The following is a 25,056-nucleotide window of genomic DNA, read 5'->3' as shown; positions in this document are numbered from 1 at the left end:
CTTCAAAATGCTAGCCCAATTAGGGCTGTATCTTGAGGTGGCTTGAGTAGGTGGTTACTTACTTGCTATTTGACCTAACGGTACGAGCAAGTGCCGCAGGGTTTACCTTGGTAGCACTAAAAGGCACTAAGGTAAAACCGTACTGATAGCTTTGTGCTGGTATGGTATATTGTGCATGTACTAAGCGCCCCCAAGACGTATCACCCCCTACGCCCATTTGTTTGTGGTCGATATTGACGGTAACTAAATCGCGCATCGGTACTTCTGCGCCATGCTTACTGGTTACCGGTACTAACCCTGAGGCTGATTCTTCACCGTCTTTACCAGCAATAAAGTCGATATCACTTTGTTTATAAGGCCATGCACTGGTGTTGAGTACTTGATCGCCAACGACTAAAAGTCCTAATCCATGGTCAGCTTTTAACGCCATCCAACGAACATCGGTTTTATTGCCATTTTCTTGTGGACGAACATAGTGATGTATTTGGTCCTTAACTAATCTTTTATATAATGAAATTGGTGCTGATGTTTTTCTATCCGCATAGCTTTCATGTGGCCCACGGCCAAACCAAGATAATTGTTGGAATTGTCCTGGCATAGTTAGTTGCATACCTAAACGCGGTAAGTTTGGAAGCTCTTGCCCTGGGGCAATATTTAACTGACTTTGCACATGAATTTGACCATTATTGTGAACGTTATATTGCACTTGATAATCACCGATAAAGTCAGCGACTTTATACTTGCTAGTAACTTGATAACCTTGTGCTGTTTTGTGTTTTTTCAGTGAAGATAACACTAATTTATCACTGGCGGTTTGCCATAGCGCCGCCCAATTTTGCATGCCATTACCTAAATCGTTATCAGTGGGTGCACGCCAGAAGTTTGCGCGTAACGATGATTTAAGTAAGTCACTGTTGTTATAGCTATATTGGCTTAACCAACCGGTGTTTTTATCAAAAGTGGCAGTGCTGCTGTTATTACTAAAGCTTAAAACGTTTTTATTATCTTGCTTAATTACCATAGCGGCTGACGTTTTTGGCGCTTGATTAGCCACTAACTGTACCGGTAATTTAAATTGTTCAAATGCCAGTTCATGTCCGCTTGCTAGCAAACCGTATGGCTGACGAACTACAGCGCTGAGGGTGATGAAGTATTCTTTGCTATCAACTTGTGGTAATGACGGCAATGCTAGCTTGATCTGCGCTTTCTGACTAGGTAATACATTTGGAAGAGCTTGGTGGCCGTGTGCAACAACTTCACCGTCTGTTTCAATACGCCACTGTAAATCAAACATGGCTAACTCGATGAAGTCATAGCGGTTTTCTACAATAAACTCGCCTTTGCTGCTGTTCGCTTCAGAAAAGCGAATCGCTTGGTAAACCTTCTTTACTTCATAGGCGTGTGGATGAGGCTGACGATCCGCTGACATTAAGCCGTTATTTAAGAAATTACCATCGCTCGGCAAATCAGGGTGAAAGTCTTTGCCGTATGCCCAGTACTTAACGCCGTTTTCATTGGTGTACTCAAGTGCCTGGTCAACCCAATCCCAAATAAAACCGCCTTGTAGTACGTCGTATTTTTCGATTGCTTGCCAATAGTCGGCTAAGTTACCTACTGAGTTACCCATAGCATGCGCATATTCAATCATAATGCCAGGACGGTTTGGTTTAGATTCCGCATATTCTACTAAACGCTCGATTGACGGGTACATTGGAGCGAATACGTCGGTGTAATACTCTTCTCCAGCTGGCTCATATTGCACTAAACGGCTGTTATCATTGTCTTTAAGCCATTGATATGTGGTTTCAAAAATCTTGCCTTTACCAGCTTCATTACCTAATGACCAAATGATGATTGACGGGTGATTTTTGTCGCGCTCAAACATACGTTGTGTGCGATCTAAATGGGCTGGTAACCAGCTCATTTCATTGCCTAACTGTGTATCTTTATTAATCGCTAATGGGTGCGATTCGATATTGGCTTCGTCAATCACATACATACCATATTTATCCGTTAACTCGTACCAATAAGGGTCGTTAGGGTAATGGCTTGCACGTACAGCGTTAATATTAAACTCTTTCATCAGTTTAATATCTTGTTCCATTGATGCTCTCGTCACAACATGACCGTGGAGAGGATCCGTTTCATGGCGGTCAACACCGCGAATGGTGATCGCTTTACCGTTAATGGTGAGTTTGCCGTCCACTACTTCTAAATGTCTAAAGCCAATATCATTGCGTACGGTCTCAATGGTGTTGCCTTTACGGTCTTTTAAGCTGATCAAAAGGGTATATAAATTAGGTGTTTCAGCTGACCATAACGCCGGTTGACTTAACATACTTTCAAGCGATACTTCTGTGCTACCGTTAGCGGCGACGTTTACTTTAACTTCTTTATCCACTAATACCTTCATATTATTACGTGGATCTAGGAGCTGTACTTGGAGGTTTTGTCGTGATTTTCTATCAGCAAAGTTCTTTAAAGTAACATCAAGAGCAAGCTTTCCTTGGCTAAAGGTCTTATCTAGAGTGGGTTTAGCGTGAAAATCAAAAATACGCTGCTTAGGGGTAGCGTAAAGATAAACATCGCGTTCAATGCCAGAAATACGTAGCATATCTTGGCTTTCTAGATAGCTGGCATCGGTCCAACGTCTAATTTGAAAAGCTAATAAATTATCCCCTTCATTAAGGTAAGAGGTAATGTCAAATTCTGCAGGGGTTTTGGCGCCTTGACTAAAACCGACTTTGTTGCCGTTTAACCAGACATCTAAAGACGATTTTGCCGCACCAACATGAATAAATACTTGTTTGTTTTTCCATGAGCTTGGCAGAGTGAAGGGCTTACGATAAGAGCCAATTGGGTTGTAGTCTTTTGGTGCATCAGGCCACGTGGTGGTAAAAGGAAAGCGCTCATCTAAATAAATTGGGTAACCAAATCCTTTAGTTTCCCAATTGCCCGGTACCGGGATTTGCTGCCAGTTGCTATCATCAAAATTATCAGCCTGAAAGTTTTCTGGTTTGTTCTTTGGTGAGCGTTGCCAGTCAAATTTCCACAAACCATTAAGCAATAAAAAATTATTGTTTTGTTCTTTATTATTGATTAGTGCAGCGTCTCGAGATTGAAATGGAAAAAATGAGGCACGTGGCGCTTCTTTATTAATGGCAAATACTTCATTATTTTCCCAAGGTTCACGGGGTTGGCTATTAGCGTTGCTGTTAACAAGTAACAGCAAGGTTAACGCAATGGGGCTAAGTGACTTTATCATGAAACAAATATCTTAATTAAATTTAACAATACTATTTATAATACAAATAAAGTTTATTTAAGCAAGTACTTTCTATATTAAATGATTTAAGTGGGTACTCCAGTGAGATGAATAACCATAACCAACGAATATAAGATTATTTTCATTGATTACATCGCTGCATTTTAGATTGAAAAAACCCTAAAGTTAGTGCTAAATCGCATCATCGTGCTCAATCTTCTTTAAAAAGAGACGATATATACAGTTTTAAATTAAGCTAGTGTATTTATATAAACTCATTTATCATACAAATAAAGATTGGCAGATATAATGCAAAATAACCTAGAGTAAAATAGTACATGGAATCATCACATCGTAATCTAACCCAGCAAGTTGTTCATGAGTTGGGTAAAAAGATCTTAAATGGTAGTTATAAAGTAGGTGATCGACTCCCTTCTGAAGCTGACTTATGTACACAATTTAATATTAGTCGCACCGCTACTCGCGAAGCAGTAAAAATGTTAACAGCCAAAGGGTTAATTAGTTCTAGACCCAGACAAGGTATTACTGTTGTTGAGTCAAAGCATTGGAACTTGTTTGATGTTGATGTTTTGGAATGGGTGTTATTAGGTAAGCCCGACTTATACTTACTAAGGTATTTTTTACAGTTGCGATTAGCCCTTGAGGCAGAAGCTGCATATTTAGCTGCGTTATATGCCACTGAGGCTGATCTAACAGCGATAGAGAGCTCTTTAGTGCGGATGAAAGATGCTACAAATGGTATGGATGACACCCATGAAGCTGATATTGATTTTCACCATAGTGTATTGTCTGCAAGTAATAATCCTTTCTTTATCCAATTAAAGAACTTTATTACTACCGCATTAAAAGTGAACTTGCGTTTTACTAACCGTATGATTGCGGTTACGGTAGAAGAATATCAGGCGCACTGTGATATTTTTGAATACATTAAAAATAAAAAACCTCAAGCTGCTTTTGATGCTGCCATGATCACACAACGGGCAACCTTAGCGATCGTTAATAAGCAAATTGAGGAGCAAGAAAGCCATACTACTTAATTCAGCCAAAACGGCACTAATGACTAGTTATTTATTCTGTCAGTGCCGAAACGACTGATAGTATAGTTTACTTTCGTCGTTAAAATAATTAGTGCCATAAGCTATAAATAGTATCCTTGAATCCACCTAATAAAAGAGACATTTATTTGGTGGATTAAGTACTCTAAACCCTTAATACAAATAATGTCCGTACTATAAAGTGCAAAGTAACTTTTAATTTTTTAAGCAATGTTGATTGAGTGGAATAATGATATGGCTATTGAATCGATTAGCAGTAATTTGTGGCATCTTACTTCAAAAAGCTTATTGAAAACCAATCAACTCAATAAGGATAAATCTGTTGATGCTGTCGTTGTAGGTGGTGGTTATACCGGTGTATCTTGTGCATTAAGGCTTGCAGAGCAAGGTAAAAAAGTTATTCTTTTAGAGTCACAAGATATCGGTTACGGCGGTTCAGGGAGGAACGTAGGGTTAGTTAATCCAGGGCTTTGGATGGAACCCGATAAAGTAGAAAAATTGTTAGGGCAAACGGCTGGAATTAAACTTAACGAGATGCTCTTTCGCGGCCCAGAATTAGTTTTTTCTAATATAGCAAATTACAACATAGAGTGTGAATTAACTCAAACTGGCACCCTGCATTGCGCTCACTCAAAGGCTGGCCTAGCTAACTTGGAGGAGAGATTAAGACAATACCGAAATAGAGGTATTAAAGTTGATTTGCTTTCAAGATCAAATACTGAAGATAAGTTAGGCACATCAATATATCATGGTGCTCTACATTTAAGAGAAGCAGGTACAATTCAACCGCTTGCTTACTTACGAGGGTTAGCTTGTGCCGCTATACAAGCCGGAGCATCTATTCATCAAAGAACTCCAGTAACTGCAATCGAGCGAAAAAATGCATCTTGGGAAATCAGAACATCTGCGTACAACATTAAAACTGAAGCTGTCATATTAGCAACTAATGCTTACCATCAGCAAACAAATATAAGTGCGGCTCCAACTTACACCCCAGTGCATTACTTTCAAGCGGCAACTAGACCTCTAGATGAGGCGTTACTAAAAAGAATTTTACCTGAGCAGCAAGGATGTTGGGACACTGCTATGATAATGTCTTCAATACGTCGTGACCAAGCTGGCAGGCTGATACTCGGAGCTGTTGGATCACTTGATTTACCATCAAGGTATATCCATTATAATTGGGCCCAGCATAGGCTAAAAAAGCTTTATCCTTACTTAGGTGATGTGGGCTTCGAGCATGCGTGGCATGGTCGTATTGCATGCACAAATGACCATTTACCTCACATAGTTGAATTTGGGCCAAATGCAATAAACCTTTTTGGTTACAGCGGAAGAGGTATTAGCCCAGGGAGCGTCTTTGGTAGAGCCGCTGCAGAGTATATTATTTCTGGTGATCAATCGTATTTACCAATTGAGCCGGTGAGATCATACACAGAAAAATTTACAAAGTTAAAGGGGGCATTTTATGAACTTGGTGCCACAGCATTTCATGGAGTCACAGGTTTTCTTTAGCTCGCGGATTCAAACCTGAAGTGCATAACGTTTAGGGGGCTTTAGCCGCCAAGTGATCCTGCATCAATTTTGCAGGCGTTTCAAATCCAAGTGTCTTCCTCGGACGATTATTAAGTTGCTCAAGTACTGGTATAACTTGCGCTGGTGTTACCGCCTTAAAATCGGTGCTCTTCGGCCAATACTGACGTAGTAATCCATTCGTGTTTTCATTCAATCCGCGCTCCCATGAGTGATAAGGGTGAGCAAAATAAACAGGAACACTTAAAGCGTCTGTGATTTGCTCGTGATAAGCGAACTCTTTTCCATTGTCAGCCGTGATGGTATGAAGCGCTGACTATATGGCCTTAATAGTTCTATTGTCGCCGCAGTGACGGCTTGTGCTGTTTTTCCTGCCACCTGAGTTGATACAGTGAATTGGGTAACCCGCTCTTCAATGCTAACGCGATTTTTTATTTGCCCTCGGTTTGTTTTACCATGACTGCGCTTGTGATATTTCTTACCGTGTCGGCGCAGGTGTAGGTATAACTCACCACCTGCTTTTTTATCTTCCCAGATATACAGATAAATGCATTCATGGCTGACAGACAGTTCACTTTCTTTGCGTAACCATCCCGTTATTTTTTCAGGACTCCACTTCTCATTAAGCTTCTGGGTAATTAAAGCTATCATTTCAGGTGTCACTTAAGCGGTTTTCTTACACTTCTTCGGCGAAACAAAGCCCGCTCATGAGCTTGTTTGTGTCTGTAACCTCGCTTACCTGTATTTCTAGAAAGCTCTCTTGAAATCGTAGATTGCGATAAATTAGTTAGCTCTGCTACTTTGTTGCGTAAAACCGCTTTTCTTTAGAACGGCGATCTGGCATCTTTGGGCATAGGTCAGCTGTTTGTAATGTCTCATTGTAAAATCTCTTGCCGGAGAAAAAGCAGTTAGCTTATGAGCAACTGACCACTTAATCTAGCCAAAACAAGTTATGCACTTACAATTTGAATCTAGGGTTTAATTTGCAGCAGTGGCTTGAGCTTTTAAATAAAGCAGTGCTGAGCAATATGTTATTGCCATAAATAGCTTATAGCGACGCATAAATACCAAACACGAGTTACCTTTTTGGTTTCTGCCTAGAAGCTTGAGTAGTTTTTTAGCCCATTAGTTAAACCTATATAAATAGCCGCAAGTTGATTAGCTTATTTAATCTTCTGATTAACCTGATTTAAAACTAGTTGATTCTCGCTTTATAATCCTGGGAATATGTTTATAATTTTTTCGGTCATCAATTATTGTGTTATTAGTTGATAGTTCAAGCGCTATATTAGTTGCTTGTATTGCCATTTTTCCAATTGGGTAGTTGAGTGTACTCAACTTTGGCCTTGAATACCTAGAGAGTAACACGTCATCAAAACCGAGTACTGAGATGTCATACGGTACTTTGAATCCATTATCTTCTAATGTAGAAATAGCACCGATTGCCATTGCATCGTTATAAACAAATAGTGCAGAAAAACTCTTTCCTGAAGCGAGTAGCTTTTGAGTGGCAATTTCTCCTCCTTGAAGTGTGGGAGGGCCGTACTCAATAAGGTCAACATCTGCTCCTACTAACTTTAGTTCATGTTGAAATCCTTGTAATCTGAGTAGCGGATCATCTATTTGATGTTTACTTGAGATGCAGGCAAAGCTTTTATGATTCAATGACAATAAATGACGAGCTGCAATCTTTCCACCTTCGAGATTATCTAGCCAAACACAACGTTCTGCTATTTCTTCAATATAGCGATCGATCAGCACTAAACCTGATGTTTTTTTTGCTAATGCAATCAATGCCTCATCAGATAATTTTTTACTATGTACCACCATTACATCGCATCGTCTTTCTATTAGTAAGTTGATGGCCTGCATTTCAGACTCGGCTGAGACTAATCCCGTACTTAAAAGCAATTGCATATTGTTTTGTCGTGCAACTTGCTCTACACCATTTGCTAAAGAGGCAAAAAAGGGATCAACAAGGTCTGGAATCACTACACCTATTGTAGTGCTTCTCTGAGTGACTAAGGCTCGAGCATTCGCATTAGGTGTATAGTTCAAGTCTTTCATTGCCTTAAGCACATTTTCAATGGTTTTTTTACTGACTTTTGGGCCGTTATTTAATACACGAGATACGGATGCCACAGAAACTCCTGCGATACGGGCTACGTCTTTTATTGTTGCCATTAGGTAATTGCTTTCATTATATAATCTGATTAAGTTTGGTTAATATACATTGAAAAGATGTTAAGTAACAATAAACCACTTGTTTAAAATTAGTGCTTGCTCAGTTTGGGGTAAACGATTACCCTTGGTTTAATCTTTACAATAATTAATACTTTTTAAATATTATGACTATCAAATTTGATCCGACTGAGCATCCGCATCGAAGATATAACCCATTAGCTGATGAGTGGGTATTAGTTTCAACTCACCGAGCAAAGCGACCTTGGCAGGGGCAAGTAGAAAGGCTTGATGAGCATCAAACTCCCGCCCATGATAAAAGTTGTTTTTTATGTTCCGGAAACTCACGAATTAATGGTGAAGTAAACGATGAATATAAACAAACTTATGTTTTTACGAATGATTTTTCTGCAATTAAGCAAAATACTCCCGTTGTAAAGTGTGATGATCCACTATTTTTAATGGCAACGGAGCAAGGTGAAGCTCGGGTAATTTGTTTCTCCCCTGATCACAGTAAAAGCTTACCTGAGCTTTCAGTAAATGAACTTTATAATGTTGTTGATACTTGGCAAAAGCAGTGTGATGAATTAAGGCGAACTTATACATCAGTGCAAATTTTTGAAAATAAAGGCAGTGTGATGGGGTGTTCTAACCCACACCCTCATGGCCAAATTTGGGCACAACAGCAACTACCTACTTTAGTTGTGAAAAAACAAAAAGCGCAACAGGCTTACTTCAACTTATATAACAGTAATTTATTGCAAGATTATGCTGTCAGAGAAATTGAAAATAAAGAGCGCATTGTGGTTATAAACGATGATTGGTTGGTTGTCGTGCCATATTGGGCTGCTTGGCCTTTTGAAACATTATTACTTCTAAGGTTTACAGTAAGTCGTCTTGCAGAATGGAATGAACAACGAAAACAATCTCTTGCGGCTATTCTTAAACAAATAACAATCAAATATGACAATTTATTCAAATGCTCTTTTCCTTACTCAATGGGCTGGCATGGCGCTCCTTTTGATGGAATGCAACATGATGAGTGGACTTTGCATGCCAGTTTTTTCCCTCCCTTATTACGCTCTGCCACGATCCGTAAATTTATGGTGGGCTATGAAATGATGGCTGAAGCCCAGCGAGATTTAACTGCAGAGCAAGCTACGCAAAGGTTACGTGATTTATCAGATTTTCATTATAAGGAGAAGTAAATGACTCAAAAAACGCTAGTAAAAGGCTTATTTTATCAACAATTTCAAAGTCCAGCAGAGTTCGTTTGCCATGCGCCCGGTCGAGTAAATATTATTGGTGATCATACCGATTATAATGATGGGTTTGTGCTCCCTGCGGCTATCAATTATGGCACTACAATTGCCGTTTCAGCAAGGCAGGATAAGGAAGTTGAAGTTTATGCATATGACTGTGATTCACAAAAGAATATATTTTCTCTCAATAATATAGTGTTTGATAAGCAGGTAATGTGGAGTAATTATATTAAAGGTACGCTACAAGCATTAATGCGGAAGTATCCATATATTAATGGAGCAAACTTAGTTGTTGTAGGTAATGTACCTCAAGGCGCTGGTTTAAGCTCTTCTGCTAGCTTTGAAATAGCTATTCTCAAAGCATTTTCTCAATTGTATCAATTAGATTTAGATGGCATTAGTGCGGCGTTAATGGGGCAGCAAGCTGAGAATGATTTTGTTGGTTGCAATTGTGGCATTATGGATCAGCTAATCTCAGCAATGGGGCTGCAAAATCACGCCATGTTGTTAGACTGCAAATATTTGTCCTTTGAAGAGGCACTCATTCCTGATGATTTAACGCTGTTTATTGTTAATTCAAATGTTAAACGTGGTTTGGTTGATAGTGAATATAATTTAAGGCGTCAGCAGTGCGAGCAAGTCGCTAAATATTTTGATGTTTCTACTCTACGAGACGTTTCTTTAGAACAATTGAACTCAGTACAAGAGCAAATAGACCCGTTATTACTTAAGCGTGCCCGTCATGTGATCACTGAAAATAGTCGTGCTGTTGCGACATTAGATGCTCTAAAAAGTAATGACATGGCAGCGATTAGTATCGCAATGAAAGAATCTCATGCATCTTTGCGAGATGACTTTGAAGTAACTACCAAAGAAATGGATGGCCTAGTTGAAATTATAGATGGAGTTTTAGGAATTAATGGTGGAGTTCGCATGACAGGTGGCGGCTTTGGTGGCTGTGTAGTTGCTTTGGTACCTTCATCTATGTTGATTCAAGTAAAGAATGCAGTAAATAGCAATTACGAGAAAATATTTGGTATAAAACCGAGTATTTACCAATGCACTGCAACTCAAGGTGCATTCAGGTAGTCGCATACTCAGAACGTTACAAAACAAAAAATAATTAAAACAGAGAATTAAAACTAAAAAATAAAAGGCGAATAAATGATGGGTTTTACGACAAAATTGGGGACGCTCGATAGCATAATTTTTATTGTTTACGTTATAGGCTTGTTATGCCTTGCTTGGTGGATTTCCCGAAATGAAAAACAAGAAGGGACAAATACAGAAGACTACTTTCTAGCCAGTAAGGCACTCCCTTGGTGGGCTATTGGTGCCTCTTTAATTGCAGCAAATATTTCCGCTGAACAAATTATTGGAATGTCAGGCTCTGGTTATGCGATTGGTTTAGCTATTGCGTCTTATGAGTGGATGGCAGCGATTACTTTAGTGTTAGTCGGTAAATATATGTTACCTATTTTTTTAGAGAATAAAATTTTTACCATGCCGCAATATCTTGAGCAACGTTTTGACAGTAAAGTGAAAACAACGATGTCAATTTTTTGGTTGGCAGTTTATACCTTTGTTAACTTAACTGCCGTTTTATGGCTAGGTGGTATGGCCATAGAAACAGTTGCGGGAGTTGACTGGATGTTCGGTATGATATTTTTAGCAGTGTTCTCTGTTGCCTACTCTCTTTATGGTGGTTTAAAAGCGGTTGCCTTTACTGATATTTTACAAGTCGTGCTCTTAGTTTTTGGTGGGCTGTTACTTAGTTATTTAGCGTTAGATGCTGTTGCTGATGGTCAAGGCGTTTTAACCGGCTTTGGTATCCTGACAGATCAAATGCCTGGACATTTTGACATGATACTTAGCCCTGATAATGAAAACTATATGAGCTTACCAGGTATTTCAGTGTTAATCGGTGGCATGTGGGTAATGAATTTTAGTTATTGGGGTTTCAATCAATATATAATTCAACGTGCTTTAGCTGCAAAAAATCTTAAAGAAGCGCAAAAAGGTATCGCTTTTGCTGCTTACCTTAAGCTGTTAATGCCACTTATTGTTGTATTACCGGGTATTGCAGCCGTTATTCTCTATCCTACATTAACTTCTCCAGACCAAGCTTATCCTTCGATGATGGCATTAATGCCTGCTGGCTTAAAAGGCTTAGTTTTTGCTGCGTTAGTTGCTGCTATAGTGTCATCTCTAGCTTCTATGACAAACAGTATTTCTACTATTTTCACTATGGATCTTTATACACGCTTTAAGCCGAATGAGACTCAAGGTCATTATGTGGGTATTGGTCGAGTTGCCTCGCTGGTCTCGCTGTGCATTGCCTTAGTTGTCGCTCAACCATTATTAGGAAAGTTTGATCAAGCGTTCCAATATATCCAAGAGTTTACTGGTTTCTTCACTCCCGGTATTGTGGTTATTTTTGTTATGGGGATGTTCTGGAAGAGAGCAACGTCAATGGGCGCATTATCAGCTGCATTGGGATCAGCTATATTTTCATTGATACTTAAACTTTCTTGGCCTGAGTTGCCATTCATGGACCGAGTCGGTTTAGTATTCTTATTATGCTTAGTGCTTTGTTTCTCAGTGTCAATGATGGGCAAGCAAAATTCGACTGATAGCAGTGTTAGTTTAGATCAAGTGAGCTTTGTCACAACCAAGCCATTTAATATTGCAGTAGTAGGCGTGATAGTAATTCTTACGGCTTTATATGCCACTTGGTGGTAAACAATATATTAATTAGCAAAAGGCCAATTTATTGGCCTTTTTAATGATTGCCAGATAAATAATGGCGGTGTTATCGGTGTTAATTTATTGATGCTCAATAAAATCATAGCTAGATAATAATCAATGTAGTTTTTGCTCGGTTAAATTCATAGTGTCGGCGCTGAGGTTTTTCGGCTATTTGAATTTGTTTTTATGTCGCGCAGCTATATCCGATTACTCGACCCCGGCATTCTAAGAACGGTACGTGCAAGTTTACCCAAATGCAAAGTGAGATGCCAGCTGGCCTGGTAACGCATTAGTATTTCCGCGTATTCAAGGTGCCGATGTATGCGGTGTAATAGTGGCCATTGGTGAATGTGTTGATAAAAGTCGATTGGGCGAGCGTGTGCTAATAGAGCCTTGTATTGTTAATACTGCAGGTAAAGTGCTTGAGACTCCTTGGTATTTTGGTTCTGAATGCGACGGTGGTTTTGCACAATTCACCTCTGTCGATACTAGCCACGCTTATAAAATTAATAGTCACTATAGTGATGTAGAGCTTGCATCATTTCCTTGCTCGTATTCTACAGCCGAAAACATGCTTTACAGATCAAAAGCTAAACAAGGCGAAACTGTTTTAGTTACGGGGGCATCTGACGGTGTAGGCTCAGCTGCAGTGCAATTAGCTAAAGCGCATGATGCATATGTTGTCGCTAATACGAGTAAAAGTAAGGCGCAGCAGTTAAAGGTTTAGGTGCAGATAAAGTTATTTTTCGAGAAGACGATTTAGTTCAAACATTAGGTAAAAACAGTATAGATATCGTTATCGATTTAGTTGCTGGTGAACAATGGCCTAAATTAATAGAGGTATTAAAACCTAAAGGGCGTTATGCGGTTTCAGGCGCGATTGGTGGCCCATTAGTTGAGCTTGATATACGCACATTATATTTAAAGGATTTGAGCTTTTTTGGCTGTACCGTTTTAGAACCTGGTGTGTTTAAAAACTTAATACGCTTTATTGAAGAAGAAAAGGTAAAGCCAATTGTTGCGCATACTTTTCCTCTTAAAGAAATAGTGAGTGCGCAGCAGGCGTTTATTGAAAAACAACACGTGGGTAAGATTGTATTAACTATCCCTCATAGTGGTTAAGTTTATTTTAAAAGCTTGCTGTGCTGTATAAAACATAACAAGCTTTTTCTTCAACCGGTGTTTTACAAACTCTTTTTAGGTGGCAGTGCTACGTTGGCAAAAATTAACCCAGCTACTAGCGACATAAAAATTAAAAACGTTTGCTGGCCTATATGTTCTGCATAAACAAAGTCTTGACCTTCAATAAGCGAATTTAAGCCAATATAGGTTTTGCTACCCGGTACTAATACAATTAAGCCTTGCATAGCAACAATAGAAGCGGGGGCGTTGGCCACGCGATTAAATAAGTTGCTAAATATGCCAACGGCTAATGCGCCAACAAAGGTCCCTAAGGTGTAATCGAGATACATAGCCGAGCCAATACTGGTGCCATAAGCAATAAAGCCAGATGCGATAGACCACACGGCATGTTTAAGCTTGGTTCTAAATATGACTATTAGGCTGCTACACAGTAAAAATATAGCCAGCCAAGGCGTCCACGCTGGCAGTGGCGCAGGTTGCACAAAGTCGGCCTGTCCAAATAATGCAAAACCAATACCTATGCCAATAAAACCACCAAAGTAGAGTTTAAACAGCAACATGAATGAGTCCATCACCCGTGCTGTACCCGACACTAAGTGCCTTGCTGCAAGTTCTGCTAATCCTAGGGCTAATGCTAAACCTGGAATAAATACAATGATGGACGACAGTACCACTAAACGTATATTGATCTCTGGGGCAAAATAAACACTAATAGCACAAGCAATGATTGACGATACAATTGCTACCAAAGGCTCAAGCATGTGGGCGACACGTTTTGAGCGCCCCGACCACAGCACAAACAAGTATACAAGAGATGAGAGTAACGCAGACCAAGCTACATCAAACCAACTGGTGCCCATTAACATAGCAAACGCACCACCAGATGTGGCAAACGCAATGCCCGTAGTGAGTTTATTGTAAGAGTTAGGAGCAACAAAAATAATGTCTAGCTGTTCGTCCACTTCGTGCAAGGTTAACTTGCCATCAAGCATTTGATTAACTAAGTCGTCGGTGTCGGCAAGTGAGCCTAGGTCGTGATCGCCAGGATCTACCCGTGCAACATGGGTATACTCGTCTTCGTGGCCGTCGGTCCAAATAACAAAGGTAACAGAGGTAGGCGACATAACAAACGACGATTTAAGGTCTAAGTAGGTCGCAACTTCCATTAAATGCGCTTCTAAGCGGTATGCGGGCGTACCATATTTGTGCAGCATTTTACCTAATTTAACGATAAATTTGCGTTTTTCTGTAAAGGTTGCGTTTTTCAAATGCTTTTAAGCCAACGGTTAAATAACTAAGCTAAAAATATAGACAAAATTGCGAAATTTGCCCACGTTTAATGGGCGCGATTTTAAACACTAATTGGTGTGTGTCTAGTCATTTTTAATCTAATTTTTTATTTTTTTCAGCTATCCATTGCGACATGTATTGTGTGCTGCGCATTGTATGATGTTTGAGCATTTGGCCTGTAAAGTTTTTTTCGCGATGGGCGTTTAAATCGCTACTTATTGAATCGACTTTTTGAATTAACGCAGCGCTTAATTGGGCTTTGTCATACAGCGTATTAAGTAGTGTATTGCCATCTTGTTGTGCTTGTTCAAATTCACCTTGATTGTTGTACATTTCAACGGCTGCATTTGCAAAATCTTCGGCGGTGTTTGCTATTTTTCCGGGCCAAGGTAACTCATTATGCATACCTTCACTGCCAATATTAGTGGTAACACTTGGGGTTTGCATAATCATGGCTTCAAGTAATTTACCTTTAATACCTGCGCCAAAACGCAGTGGTGCTAAACATACTCGTGCGCTTTGCATTACCTCAAACGCATTATCGGCCCAGCCTTTAATTAAAAACCCCGATTTAGGGTTGTTAAGTGCAGTTGCTTTTGGCGGCGGGTACGATCCATAAATATGCAGCTCAGCTTTAGGCAGTTGCTTGCGAATAAGAGGCCAAATTTGTTGTAAATAAAGCACTGCATCCCAGTTTGGCGCGTGCCTAAAGTTACCTATGGTCATAAAGTGTTGGCGCTGCTCAAAGGTTTTAGTGCTGGTGGGCAATGTGTTTAAATCGACCATAAAAGGTAAATGGTGTAATAAGCTAGGCTCTATTTTAAATACATCATTAAGTAAACTCATTTCATAGCTAGAAATAATAAGGCTTAAATCGCAACGTAAGATGGCTGCAATTTCGCGTTTTGCTATGTCTGAATGCAAGTCGTTAGTGGTAAATTCTCGCTCGCCTTTGTGGGCTTCGTGGCGGGCATTACGCAAACATTGTAGATCTTCAGTATCTAAAATTTTCAGCGCATTCGGGCAATGCTTATCAACGCGCCAACCAAACTGTTCTTCCATCATAAAACGGTCAAACATAACGATATCGGGAGCATATGCTTTAACGTAATCGTCAAAACTTTCGCAGTTAAGCGCAATGCTCTGGCTACTAATACCAAAGTCGTCAAGGTTGACCATGTGCTCGGTGCGCAGTGCCGGCGTTGCAAACTCTACTTGCCAGTTTTGGGCTCTAAAGGCATTTAATAACGACATCATGTGCGTGCCTGCAGCAGATGAGTTGGGCTCTGGCCATACGTAGCCAATTACCAGCACTTTTTTCATTGGCTAGGATCTCTTATTAGTAAGTTTAAATTTACCCATATAGAAACAGGTAAGCTTATTTTTTGTGATGGTTATTACAATAATAACGGTAGTAGTACAGTAAATTTAGCGCACTAGTTCTACACAAGTTCAATGCTTATAAAGTCATTTTTTATTAATGGGTAATATTAAAAAATATGACAGCATTTACTTTATTCATCAGCATTGTTTTTTAGGTGTACAGCGCTTTATAAATAGCGCTGTAGTGTAGCTTAAGTTAGGGTGGCGATAAATCATTTACGCTATTTTGTATAACCTTAATGCTTTATGAATGCGGCAAAACATGTTTAGATAGCTTTATTAAACTAAATAATTACTAAAGGACAAAACATGAACGCTTTTAGGCTGTTAGTTGCCTTTATTGGCTGTATTGCATTACTGCCAATGAGCTATGCAGAGCAAGGATATCAAACGCCATCGGCTGAACTTGCTGCATTAGTAGATGCTAAGTTATCGCCCACTAGTAGTTTGTCAGACGATGGCCAATGGCTGGCATTGTTTGAGCGCAAACGTGTAGTGTCGTTAGATGAGTTGGCAAAAGAGGAGCTTAAACTGGCGGGCATTAAACTCAACCCGGCAAACTTTTCACGCTCACGCGTAAGTGCAAAATACAGTGCGGTGCAAATTAAACACGTACAAAGTGGTACGGTTATTAATATTAATAACTTGCCACAAGGTATTATTCGCGCGCCAAAGTGGTCATCAAATAGTGAGTACTTAGCCTTTGTGGTTGAGCAAAAAAATGATGCGCGTTTATGGTTATACAATGTAAAAACAAAACAAGCTAATGAGCTAAACTCAATTGCGCTAAACTCTGTCCTTACTGCATCCCCCTATGAATGGCTACCCGATAGCAGTGCCTTGGTTGCAAATTTAGCCGTTAATTTAGGAAAAACCAGGTTACAAAATGATAGTCAAAGTACTGTGCCTGTTATTCAGCAAAGTAGCGGCGAAAAAGCCCCTGCACGTACTTATCAAAACTTATTAACCGGTCCGTTTGATGAGGCGCAGTTTAAGTTTTATGGCCAAGGGCAACTCGCCTATATAACGCTTGATGGACATGCGCAACCGATTGGCCGCCCTGCGTTGCTTAAGTCATTTTCAGTATCACCCGACTCAACCAATATATTAGTGGCAAGCATAAACGAGCCATTTTCGTATCAAGTTCCATACAACCGCTTTGCTACAACATGGCAAATATGGGGAATGCGTGGTTTTTCATTAGTTGAGCTGGCAAAACAACCATTAGCCGATAATATTCCACAAGGCTACGACAGTGTACGTACTGGCAGACGTGACTTTGAGTGGCGAGCCGATCAAGGTGCAGAGGTTATTTGGGCTGAAGCGCAAGATGGTGGTGATATGAAAACCGATGTTGAATATCACGACTTTATTTACAGCTTACGTGCACCGTTTAAGCGCGAGCCTAAACTGTTTGCTAAAGTAGAGCGTCGTTATTCGGGTATAGAATGGGGTAACGATAATATTGCTATGCTCAGCGATTGGCGCTTTAGTGACCGCCAAGTGCGTACTTATATTATTGCCCCACGTGATGCTGATAAAAACCGCATATTATTTTCAGAGCGTAGTTACAACGATGCCTACAAAGACCCTGGTAGAGCACTATATGAGCGCAATGATTTAGGCAGCAAGGTAATAAAAGTGGTTGGCGGACGCTATCTATTTTTACGCGGTAATGGCGCATCAGAGCAAGGTAATGTGCCGTTTTTAGACCAATACGATGTAAAAACTAATAGCAGCAAACGTTTGTGGCAATCAGCGGCACCTTATTATGAGCGTGTTCGTGCGTTACTTGATGACGAAGGTAAGCGTTTTATTACTATTAGAGAGTCTAAAACAGAGCAACCTAACTTTTTTATTCGTGATTTAAATAAACAAAATTTAACTCAAATTACTAATTTTGAGCACCCTTACCCTGCATTTAAAGGCGTAACAAAAGAGCAATTACGTTATACCCGAGATGACGGTGTTGAGCTTTCAGGCACACTTTATTTACCACCAGGTTATGATAAATCTCAAGGTTCATTACCTGTATTAATGTGGGCATACCCGCTTGAATATAAAGACAAAGCAGTCGCTTCTCAAGTGCGTGAATCGCCTTATGAGTTTACCTCTATTGGTTACTGGGGCCCGATGCCTTACTTAGCTAAAGGTATTGCGGTGTTTGACGATCCTAAAATGCCTATTGTAGGTATTGAGGGCAGTGAACCAAATGATAACTTTAGAAAGCAACTAGTGGCCAGCGCACAAGCTGCCGTAGATGTATTGGTTAAAAAAGGCATTGCTGATAAAGGCAAGATTGCAATAGCAGGGCATTCATATGGTGCATTTATGGTGGCTAACTTATTAGCGCATAGTGACTTGTTTAAAACTGGTATAGCACGTAGTGGCGCGTATAATCGCACCTTAACGCCGTTTGGCTTTCAAGGCGAAGAGCGCGACTTTTGGCAAGCCCAAGATGTGTACGCAAACATGTCGCCATTTTTTCATGCCGAAAAAATTAACGAGCCAATGTTGATGATTCACGGGCAAGAAGATCCGAATTCTGGAACTTTCCCAATGCAAAGTGAGCGTATGTACGCCGCGTTAAAAGGCTTAGGTAAAGAAGCGCGTTTAGTTATGCTACCCCATGAAGCACATGGCTATCGTGCTCGTAAAAGTTTACTGCATGTATTGTGGGAGCAAGAGCAGTGGTTAGATAAGTACTTACTAAATGATTCAGCTGAGCCGGTAAAGGTAATAACTGAGCAAGTGGCAGAGCCAACACCGAGGCAGTAGTAAAGTACGTGTTTATGCTGTGAGAGCAAGAAGATCCACTCTAAATCTCACGGCACCTTCCCAATGCAAAGTGAGCGTATGTACGCCGCACTTTAGAGCAACAAAATGTATTTTTGCACTTTATCATCTCAGACTTTTGCCATATATGAGTGTATAAAATTTCCAAATTCAGACGCTTTTTGTTTTTCATAATAAAGGATAAATAACGCGAAAGCCTTGCTGTTCAGGGCTTTCAAGTGGGGAGATGTTTTACTAATAGGTAAAATTTATTTTGGGCTGATACTTTGTTTAAGGGGGGGGGGGACCTTACCAAAAACTGGCTCAATGTGAGCGAGTACAAATGGTCATATTACATATCATTTATCTTTCACCTTAGCTCTTTTTCCTTTACCCTTTCGCCTAGAACCTATTACAACTTTGTCTTTAACCCATTACGAGTTTTAAATGATTGATATAACAGTACTCGCGGTATTTATTCCCACCTTCTTTTTTGTTTCGATCACCCCAGGTATGTGTATGACATTAGCCATGACGCTAGGCATGAGTATTGGCGTGCGGCGCACTTTGTGGATGATGCTTGGCGAGCTACTCGGCGTTGCTAGTGTTGCAGTTGCTGCAGTGCTAGGCGTGGCGAGTATTATGCTTAATTATCCAGAGGCGTTTGCTATTTTAGAGTGGGTAGGCGGTGCATACTTAATTTACATTGGTATAAATATGTGGCGTTCTAAAGGAAAAATGTCGGTAAATACCAGCAATGCCACAGCTGTAAGTCGCCAGTCACTGTTTACGCAAGGCTTTGTAACTGCAATAGCCAACCCAAAAGGCTGGGCGTTTATGATCTCATTACTACCACCATTTATAAGCATTGAACATGACGTAGCCCCGCAACTATTAGTGTTGTTAAGTGTAATAATGGTTACCGAATTTTTAAGTATGTTGGCTTATGCAACAGGTGGAAAAAGCTTACGATTATTTTTAACGCGCGGTAATAACATCCAGTGGATGAATCGCATTGCGGGCAGTTTAATGGTCGCCGTTGGTGTATGGCTGGCTTTGGGGTAGTGCTGACATACTGTAGAGTAACTTTACTCTACAGTATTCATTTTAATATGGAGTTAGTTTGCTAAGTTATTTAACTCTTCAGTGGTTTGTTGCAATCTAAATTCACGGTAAAGCATATCTTCATCATTAGGGCTCAGATTTTTGCCTGACTTTTCAATCAACTTATCGAAAATAGGCTTAGTATTTTCCATAATAACTAATGCACATAGTTGCTTTTGGTTATTTATTTGAGCAAAGCTGACTTCTTTTGCAATACTACCAACAAGGCTTTCTTCGGCTGTTTGGCGGCTTACTTGTGTAAAAGAACTTTGTGTTTGTACAGAATCTTGCTGCTGCATTTGCTTATTTATTAAGGTATCAAGAACTTGAGCTTTGCTATTAATTTGTGTTGCTAAATCAGCGCGCGCGCTAGCCACAGCCTGTGCTCTACTTGCTGCCATATTACCACTCCAAGGTACACAGCTAGATGAGGCTAACCCTCCTTCAGGTGCGCTTGGCATTAAAACCCAGCTTGGTACAGTATCAGCATTACTAAAGGGGGTTGATTGTGGCTGTTGAGTTGATCCACATGCGCTTAAAAAGAAAATAGTGGCTATTGGTAAAAGTTTATTTTTCATGTTTGATTTCCTTATTATTAAGGTTCCATTGATTAATATTTGCTTGGTACTGCTGTTCAAGCTTGTTTACTTTCTTAAGGTATTTTTTTGTTTCATCATAGGGTAAGTTTGCAATTAAGTGACTGTAAACACTTTCACTATCTAGGTCGTTTATAATAGAAATAGCACGATTAATATTTCGGCTTTTATCAGTATTAAACGCTTTAGCTACATTTCCTGCACCAGTATTGTAAGCTGCAATTGCGCAATATTTACGACTTATTGGATCTTTTATTTTCCGTAAATAACTTTTGTCTAAAATAGAAATGTAAGCAGATCCATAAGTGATATTGGTATCAGGATCAAAAAGCTCCTCTGGTGTTGGCGCTATATCTTTTTTAAAGTGTTTTCTTGCTACATCTAAACCTGCTGAATTAGGTACAATTTGCATTAGCCCAAATGCGGGAATATGCGACTTAGCATTTGGATTAAAAGATGACTCAGCATGCGAAATTGCTAATAACAGAGGTAGTTGTTGTTGCTCGTATTGTAAGTAAAAGTTTAAGTAAGGACTCACTTTTTTATGTAAATATTCGTCAGGGAGTGAAAAAGTACGAGAAGTAATATTTTTATAAGTCACATCATTATCTTTGGTGCTGAGTGATGTGTTTAATTTTTCAATACGCTGCTGTTTTTCTATGGCTAATTGCTGTTTACTTTGTATTGCTTGTTGAGGCTTTAATTGAGTGTTTTTATCAACACTGCTTAGCGACTGTTCATACTGTGTAGTTATTTCTTGTGCTAGCGTTTCTTGGTTCTGCTTTAACTCTTTTTGACTTTTAATTTCACTTTTTGAAATTGCTAAGCTATTTTCTAATTCTTGTTTAGTTGGGCTTATTAATTCTAAAGACGAGGCTAGATTTTTATCAGTTATTAATGTCTCAGCTGCTTGTCCAAGCGTACTGTGAGAATCTAATGTTTCTACAGTAACCGTCATGCTTTGTTCGTCAATAATTATGCGACTTTTTAGGTCTGCACTGTAAACGACCTGCTTTAATGTGCTGCTTTGGATGGGCACAGACCAATGCTTAAGTAATGAATCTCTAAAAGAGTCGTAATCAGCTAAATAAGCTTCTCTAAAATTTGCGTAATCTTGTTTATATTGCTTGCTGAAACTGGTTGCTTCTAAAAGTTGCTGCTTTTTAAACTCAGTAAAAGTGTTCGCACTTATATTTGTTACTGTAAAAGTACAAAGTAGTGGTAAAAACAATGAAAAATGTCGCATTTTGTTCCTTAAAAATAAACGTTAAATTCATATTTAGTAAGTAGTGAATCAGCAATATATTCGCTTGGTAATTCTGAGATTGCGTAAAAAGTTGCTTTATTGGTTGCTAATTTTTTGGTGATAGGTGAAGTAAGCGTTTGCTCGTCACTCATCAAAGTTACTTCATCTAATTTGAATAGATCCTCAGCAACATTTCCCTTTAGCTCAGTATAATCACTAAAGCCACTCGTTAAGTTAAGAAACATACCTTGGGCATTGAGTTGTTTTACTTGCATGTAGTATTTAATGTTATTACTGTCATAAAAAAATTCATTACTATCAGGCACTATTTGTTCAAGACTGTGCTCTTTTAATTTAAAGTTACTAAACGGTACCTTAGGTGAGAAATCGTCAACTAAGCTTTTGTCATAGGACAGGCTATGGACAACAATAGCTACTATGCGAGTTTCTTTATTGATTAAAGTTAGGAGGTATTTATCTTCTTTATAATAACGATATTCGTAACGTTCATCAATTTTTGAAGTTTTAATGACTTGCGGTATACCTATTTGTTTTTGCGCATATGGAAGGTAGTTACCTATGTCTAACTTTGAAATCTTTTTTTCTTCAATTTTATTTGTAAAGTTAGTAATAAATCCATTATATGCTTCTATTGATAGAGCTTTAGTATCTGCCCAGTTACCTAAGCCCATAAGCGCCACCATTAACAAAATAAAATATTCTTTAAGTTTTTTTATAGTTGTTTTTTTTTCTTCAGTAACTTGTTCTGTAGGTGTGCTGTTATTTTCCACGGGCATTTCATTCCTTAAAATATGCGCTAATTAACGGGAGTATCTTTTAGTTTAATAATATCTTCAATTAATAGTGATATGCTGTCTTCATTTGCGATTTGTAGTAATTGCTGCGTTGATCTTTTAGAAAAGCTAATACCTTTACCTTGATAATGATCCTGCCAAAGACGCTTGTTAGTGTGAGTAATTATTTCTAACTGTAACCTAGTAAAAACTTTATTTTGACTACTCTTAACAATTGAGTTTTTTACATGGTAATAAACGTCGCAGGCTGAGTCTGTGATATTAAAGCCATTTTGAATAAACTTAGCGGTTAATAAGCTTTTAACTTCACCTGCTTGCGAGCCAGTACTTTTTATGCAGTTATTCTTAGCGGACAGTTTTGACTGTGCCTCTTGCTTTTTTTGTGCTTGCGCTTTTTGTATATCTGTATGGTTTATTGTTACTCCTGCATAAACCACGCAGTTATTTTTATCTACCCATCGTTCGAATATTTTAGCGTTTTTTAGCAGCTGGTCGCTTGTTATTTTAGCTGTAGAATTAAACTGTAAGTTACTTATGGAATTAGAAGAGAAGAGTTTATTTTCCTCTTTAATTTCTATTTCAGTTTTAAGAAGCTTTGTGAGTGCTTTTCGAGCTTCAAGTGCAGAACGGCGTTCGTCAATTGACTTTAGTCCAGAGCATTGAGAAGAGCCGGAGCTAACATAGAGGGTGTCGGTTACTTTATCTATGCCTATCCAATCAGGGGTTTGAGCTTGTGTTGGGTAGTAATGGGCACAGCTGCAATTAGAGTGTGTTTGTGCCTCTACTGTGAAAGAAAATAAAAGCATAGATATAAAAAGAAGTAATTTCTTATTCATGTTTCAACCAAATAGCCCAGCATTTGCTGGGCAAAGTTTGTTTTATAAACGATTGTGGTTATTATTTTGAGCTAGTTTAGCATTATGTTTGTTACGATCTAACAAACGCTGCTCACCTTCAATAATATACTTTAGCTCATCAACATCCATAGTTAGATTATGAGATTTTTGATAATATGCAAGGGCTAGCTCTAGGTCCGCTGCTCTTTCTGCACAAACAGCATTATTATAATTAATTGCTAGTGATTCAGAATAAATACTTTGAGCTCTACTAAACATCTTACAGGCGTTATCTGGCATATCTTTTTCAGCAAACTCTATTCCCATATCCAGCATTTTTTCAGCATCGTCGGACATGTCAGAATCATCCGATTCCATTAATTCAACTAATTTTGTAACGCTATGCGGGGCAACATCTTGAATTAGTTCTTCTGATATCTGAGAAACTGCTTGCCCTAATAGCGCACTATCAGAATTGTGAGGATCATCACCTTCGCAAACTTTACTGCTTACCTGTTGGCTGTATCGTTTTGTGAAAATGATTTCACCAGATTCAACAGATATTGCTTTTGGCTCTAGTATTACTTTAGCTAGTTTTTCAGAGCATCGAACTTTAACATCACGAGAGCGTTTGCATTTATACCATTTGTCACCTTTTTCAACACATTCACTACGCTCTTCGTAATAGGTTGATGTTTCAACATCAGAACCATACAGAGCGGTTACTAAAGTGTCTGCGCCAGTAAGTTTACCTAATCGAGTACGATTATTTGAGTTTGTTAGGTCACCTTCATTAAAGCGCTGTTGAGCAATTACTTTATCAAGCGCTGCTTGATCAACAAAAGTAAAGTATGGCTTGTCATTAACGCGAATAGCTGAAAGGTTACTTTCAATTAAGTTCACTGCATTTGAAGAGCTTCTATCGGTAATAACAGCAATACGTTTTATTTTATCGGTGTTATCTTGATTAGCTGGGCGCATGTAGGTTACAGGTAGTTTTGCTGTTGTTAGTAGATTATTTAAGCCACCAATCATGCCGTTAATTTTACTATCTAAAGCACAACCAGATAACAAAATGCTAGAAATTACAGCAAACTGAATTCCTTTTTTCATTAAATATCCCTATTAAGTTTATATTCATATTTGTTGCTTATTTTTAACAGCTGTTATTAAATGAGTCAATTAAATATAAGTAAAACCTATGGAATTTCATGCTTTTTACTTATTCTTTAGCACTAATAACACACAAGATACCTTTAATAACCTAGTGGCTAAATCAGGTAAACGTTTAGATCCCGGTTCACGCGAAGCGCTTTACGAAGAGTTCAAAGCGCAAAAAGCAATGAAAGACTTAGAAAAAGAACTCGATAATTTAAATAAGTAACTGCGACACCTAATTTTTAATTTAATAGCGTAATTAGCTTTAATTAAATATACAGCCAGTTAGCTTTATTAAGGCTAGCTAGATAATAACTATGAGGGCTAGTAAGCGCTCATTTTTTGTGAAATAAAAATTTACTGACTATTTTAAAAAGGACTAAAAAATGAAAGATATTTTTTTCTTTGAATCTATGCTGACACCTAAAATCATTACTTTTGTATATTGGTTAATGTTACTAGGTGCTGTAATTTCTGGTGTAACCACTATGTTTGTGCAGTACGGTGGTGGTTTTTGGGCTGGGCTCGGTATTATTGTTGGTGGTGTAATTGGCGCTAGAATTTGGTGTGAACTACTTATCGTTTTATTCAAAATTCACGAGAATTTACAAAAAATAGCTAATAAATCAGAATAAAACTTTAACG

Annotated in this window: 20 protein-coding genes and 1 pseudogene; 10 read left to right on the top strand and 11 right to left on the bottom strand. The window is 38.8% G+C overall.

Annotated elements, in window-relative coordinates; genetic code table 11:
• Positions 1 to 58 precede the first annotated feature (58 nt).
• The gene (locus H5079_RS06145; protein WP_182683704.1) at positions 59 to 3,265 is read right to left on the bottom strand and encodes a glycoside hydrolase family 2 TIM barrel-domain containing protein; all 3,207 of its coding nucleotides are present in this window, start codon (positions 3,263 to 3,265) and stop codon (positions 59 to 61) included.
• A 338-nt stretch (positions 3,266 to 3,603) separates the two neighbouring features.
• On the opposite strand from H5079_RS06145, the gene H5079_RS06140 reads away from it, so the two are divergent.
• Positions 3,604 to 4,323 (top strand): FadR/GntR family transcriptional regulator, encoded by a 720-nt coding sequence (locus H5079_RS06140; RefSeq protein WP_182683703.1) that lies wholly within the window; start codon positions 3,604 to 3,606, stop codon positions 4,321 to 4,323.
• Positions 4,324 to 4,575: 252 nt separating this feature from the next.
• Positions 4,576 to 5,856: an FAD-binding oxidoreductase gene (locus H5079_RS06135; protein ID WP_182683702.1), complete on the top strand. Its 1,281-nt coding sequence runs from the start codon at positions 4,576 to 4,578 to the stop codon at positions 5,854 to 5,856.
• Positions 5,857 to 5,887: 31 nt separating this feature from the next.
• Here the strand turns inward: H5079_RS06135 and H5079_RS18430 are convergent, their stop codons facing one another.
• The 3 genes from H5079_RS18430 to H5079_RS06125 form a co-directional block, all read right to left on the bottom strand.
• The gene (locus H5079_RS18430; protein ID WP_310736334.1) at positions 5,888 to 6,133 is read right to left on the bottom strand and encodes an IS30 family transposase; all 246 of its coding nucleotides are present in this window, start codon (positions 6,131 to 6,133) and stop codon (positions 5,888 to 5,890) included.
• On the bottom strand, positions 6,118 to 6,537 hold the full coding sequence (locus H5079_RS18425; protein WP_259398048.1) for a hypothetical protein: 420 nt from the start codon (positions 6,535 to 6,537) through the stop codon (positions 6,118 to 6,120). The genes H5079_RS18430 and H5079_RS18425 overlap by 16 nt, the downstream gene beginning before the upstream one ends.
• A 516-nt stretch (positions 6,538 to 7,053) precedes the next feature.
• Positions 7,054 to 8,058: a LacI family DNA-binding transcriptional regulator gene (locus tag H5079_RS06125; protein ID WP_182683701.1), complete on the bottom strand. Its 1,005-nt coding sequence runs from the start codon at positions 8,056 to 8,058 to the stop codon at positions 7,054 to 7,056.
• Between the two features lie 164 nt (positions 8,059 to 8,222).
• On the opposite strand from H5079_RS06125, the gene H5079_RS06120 reads away from it, so the two are divergent.
• From H5079_RS06120 to H5079_RS06105, 4 genes and pseudogenes are all read left to right on the top strand, one after another.
• Entirely contained in the window at positions 8,223 to 9,263 is a 1,041-nt protein-coding gene (locus tag H5079_RS06120; protein ID WP_182683700.1) for a UDP-glucose--hexose-1-phosphate uridylyltransferase, read from the top strand.
• Positions 9,264 to 10,406 (top strand): galactokinase, encoded by a 1,143-nt coding sequence (gene galK / locus H5079_RS06115; protein WP_182683699.1) that lies wholly within the window; start codon positions 9,264 to 9,266, stop codon positions 10,404 to 10,406. It begins immediately after the preceding gene.
• A gap of 78 nt (positions 10,407 to 10,484) precedes the next feature.
• Positions 10,485 to 12,059: a sodium/sugar symporter gene (locus H5079_RS06110; RefSeq protein WP_182683769.1), complete on the top strand. Its 1,575-nt coding sequence runs from the start codon at positions 10,485 to 10,487 to the stop codon at positions 12,057 to 12,059.
• A gap of 271 nt (positions 12,060 to 12,330) precedes the next feature.
• Positions 12,331 to 13,187 (top strand): annotated as a pseudogene (locus tag H5079_RS06105) (zinc-binding dehydrogenase); the annotation flags it as partial.
• A 62-nt stretch (positions 13,188 to 13,249) separates the two neighbouring features.
• Here H5079_RS06105 and H5079_RS06100 read toward each other — a convergent pair.
• Both H5079_RS06100 and H5079_RS06095 read right to left on the bottom strand, forming a co-directional pair.
• Positions 13,250 to 14,476, bottom strand: a complete 1,227-nt coding sequence (locus H5079_RS06100) for a threonine/serine exporter ThrE family protein (RefSeq protein WP_182683698.1) — start codon at positions 14,474 to 14,476, stop codon at positions 13,250 to 13,252.
• A 115-nt stretch (positions 14,477 to 14,591) separates the two neighbouring features.
• Positions 14,592 to 15,821 (bottom strand): glycosyltransferase, encoded by a 1,230-nt coding sequence (locus tag H5079_RS06095; protein WP_182683697.1) that lies wholly within the window; start codon positions 15,819 to 15,821, stop codon positions 14,592 to 14,594.
• Positions 15,822 to 16,190: 369 nt separating this feature from the next.
• On the opposite strand from H5079_RS06095, the gene H5079_RS06090 reads away from it, so the two are divergent.
• Together H5079_RS06090 and H5079_RS06085 are read left to right on the top strand one after the other, a co-directional pair.
• Positions 16,191 to 18,659 (top strand): S9 family peptidase, encoded by a 2,469-nt coding sequence (locus tag H5079_RS06090; RefSeq protein WP_182683696.1) that lies wholly within the window; start codon positions 16,191 to 16,193, stop codon positions 18,657 to 18,659.
• A gap of 444 nt (positions 18,660 to 19,103) precedes the next feature.
• On the top strand, positions 19,104 to 19,721 hold the full coding sequence (locus H5079_RS06085; protein ID WP_182683695.1) for a LysE family translocator: 618 nt from the start codon (positions 19,104 to 19,106) through the stop codon (positions 19,719 to 19,721).
• A 53-nt stretch (positions 19,722 to 19,774) separates the two neighbouring features.
• Here the strand turns inward: H5079_RS06085 and H5079_RS06080 are convergent, their stop codons facing one another.
• From H5079_RS06080 to H5079_RS06060, 5 genes are read right to left on the bottom strand one after another with little or no spacing between them, the layout of a single operon-like run.
• The gene (locus tag H5079_RS06080; RefSeq protein WP_011329873.1) at positions 19,775 to 20,338 is read right to left on the bottom strand and encodes a hypothetical protein; all 564 of its coding nucleotides are present in this window, start codon (positions 20,336 to 20,338) and stop codon (positions 19,775 to 19,777) included.
• The gene (locus H5079_RS06075) at positions 20,328 to 21,602 is read right to left on the bottom strand and encodes a transglycosylase SLT domain-containing protein (RefSeq protein ID WP_011329874.1); all 1,275 of its coding nucleotides are present in this window, start codon (positions 21,600 to 21,602) and stop codon (positions 20,328 to 20,330) included. Before H5079_RS06075 ends, H5079_RS06080 begins: the two co-directional genes overlap by 11 nt.
• Positions 21,603 to 21,610: 8 nt before the next feature.
• Positions 21,611 to 22,399, bottom strand: coding sequence for an ETEC_3214 domain-containing protein (locus tag H5079_RS06070; RefSeq protein WP_182678908.1), 789 nt, complete (start codon positions 22,397 to 22,399; stop codon positions 21,611 to 21,613).
• A gap of 20 nt (positions 22,400 to 22,419) precedes the next feature.
• Complete coding sequence (locus tag H5079_RS06065; RefSeq protein WP_065813980.1) at positions 22,420 to 23,253, bottom strand: TonB-dependent receptor; 834 nt, start codon at positions 23,251 to 23,253, stop codon at positions 22,420 to 22,422.
• Between the two features lie 42 nt (positions 23,254 to 23,295).
• A complete protein-coding gene (locus H5079_RS06060; protein WP_011329877.1) occupies positions 23,296 to 24,366 on the bottom strand; it encodes a CsgG/HfaB family protein in 1,071 nt (356 codons plus the stop codon).
• Between the two features lie 88 nt (positions 24,367 to 24,454).
• Here H5079_RS06060 and H5079_RS06055 point away from each other — a divergent pair, with 88 nt between their 5' ends.
• A complete protein-coding gene (locus tag H5079_RS06055; RefSeq protein ID WP_011329878.1) occupies positions 24,455 to 24,637 on the top strand; it encodes a hypothetical protein in 183 nt (60 codons plus the stop codon).
• A 160-nt stretch (positions 24,638 to 24,797) separates the two neighbouring features.
• Complete coding sequence (locus tag H5079_RS06050; RefSeq protein WP_011329879.1) at positions 24,798 to 25,046, top strand: DUF4282 domain-containing protein; 249 nt, start codon at positions 24,798 to 24,800, stop codon at positions 25,044 to 25,046.
• Positions 25,047 to 25,056 lie beyond the last annotated feature (10 nt).

This window comes from Pseudoalteromonas sp. SG44-5, assembly GCF_014164175.1.
Lineage (GTDB): Bacteria > Pseudomonadota > Gammaproteobacteria > Enterobacterales > Alteromonadaceae > Pseudoalteromonas > Pseudoalteromonas nigrifaciens.
This window is presented reverse-complemented; position numbering and strand designations above follow the sequence as displayed.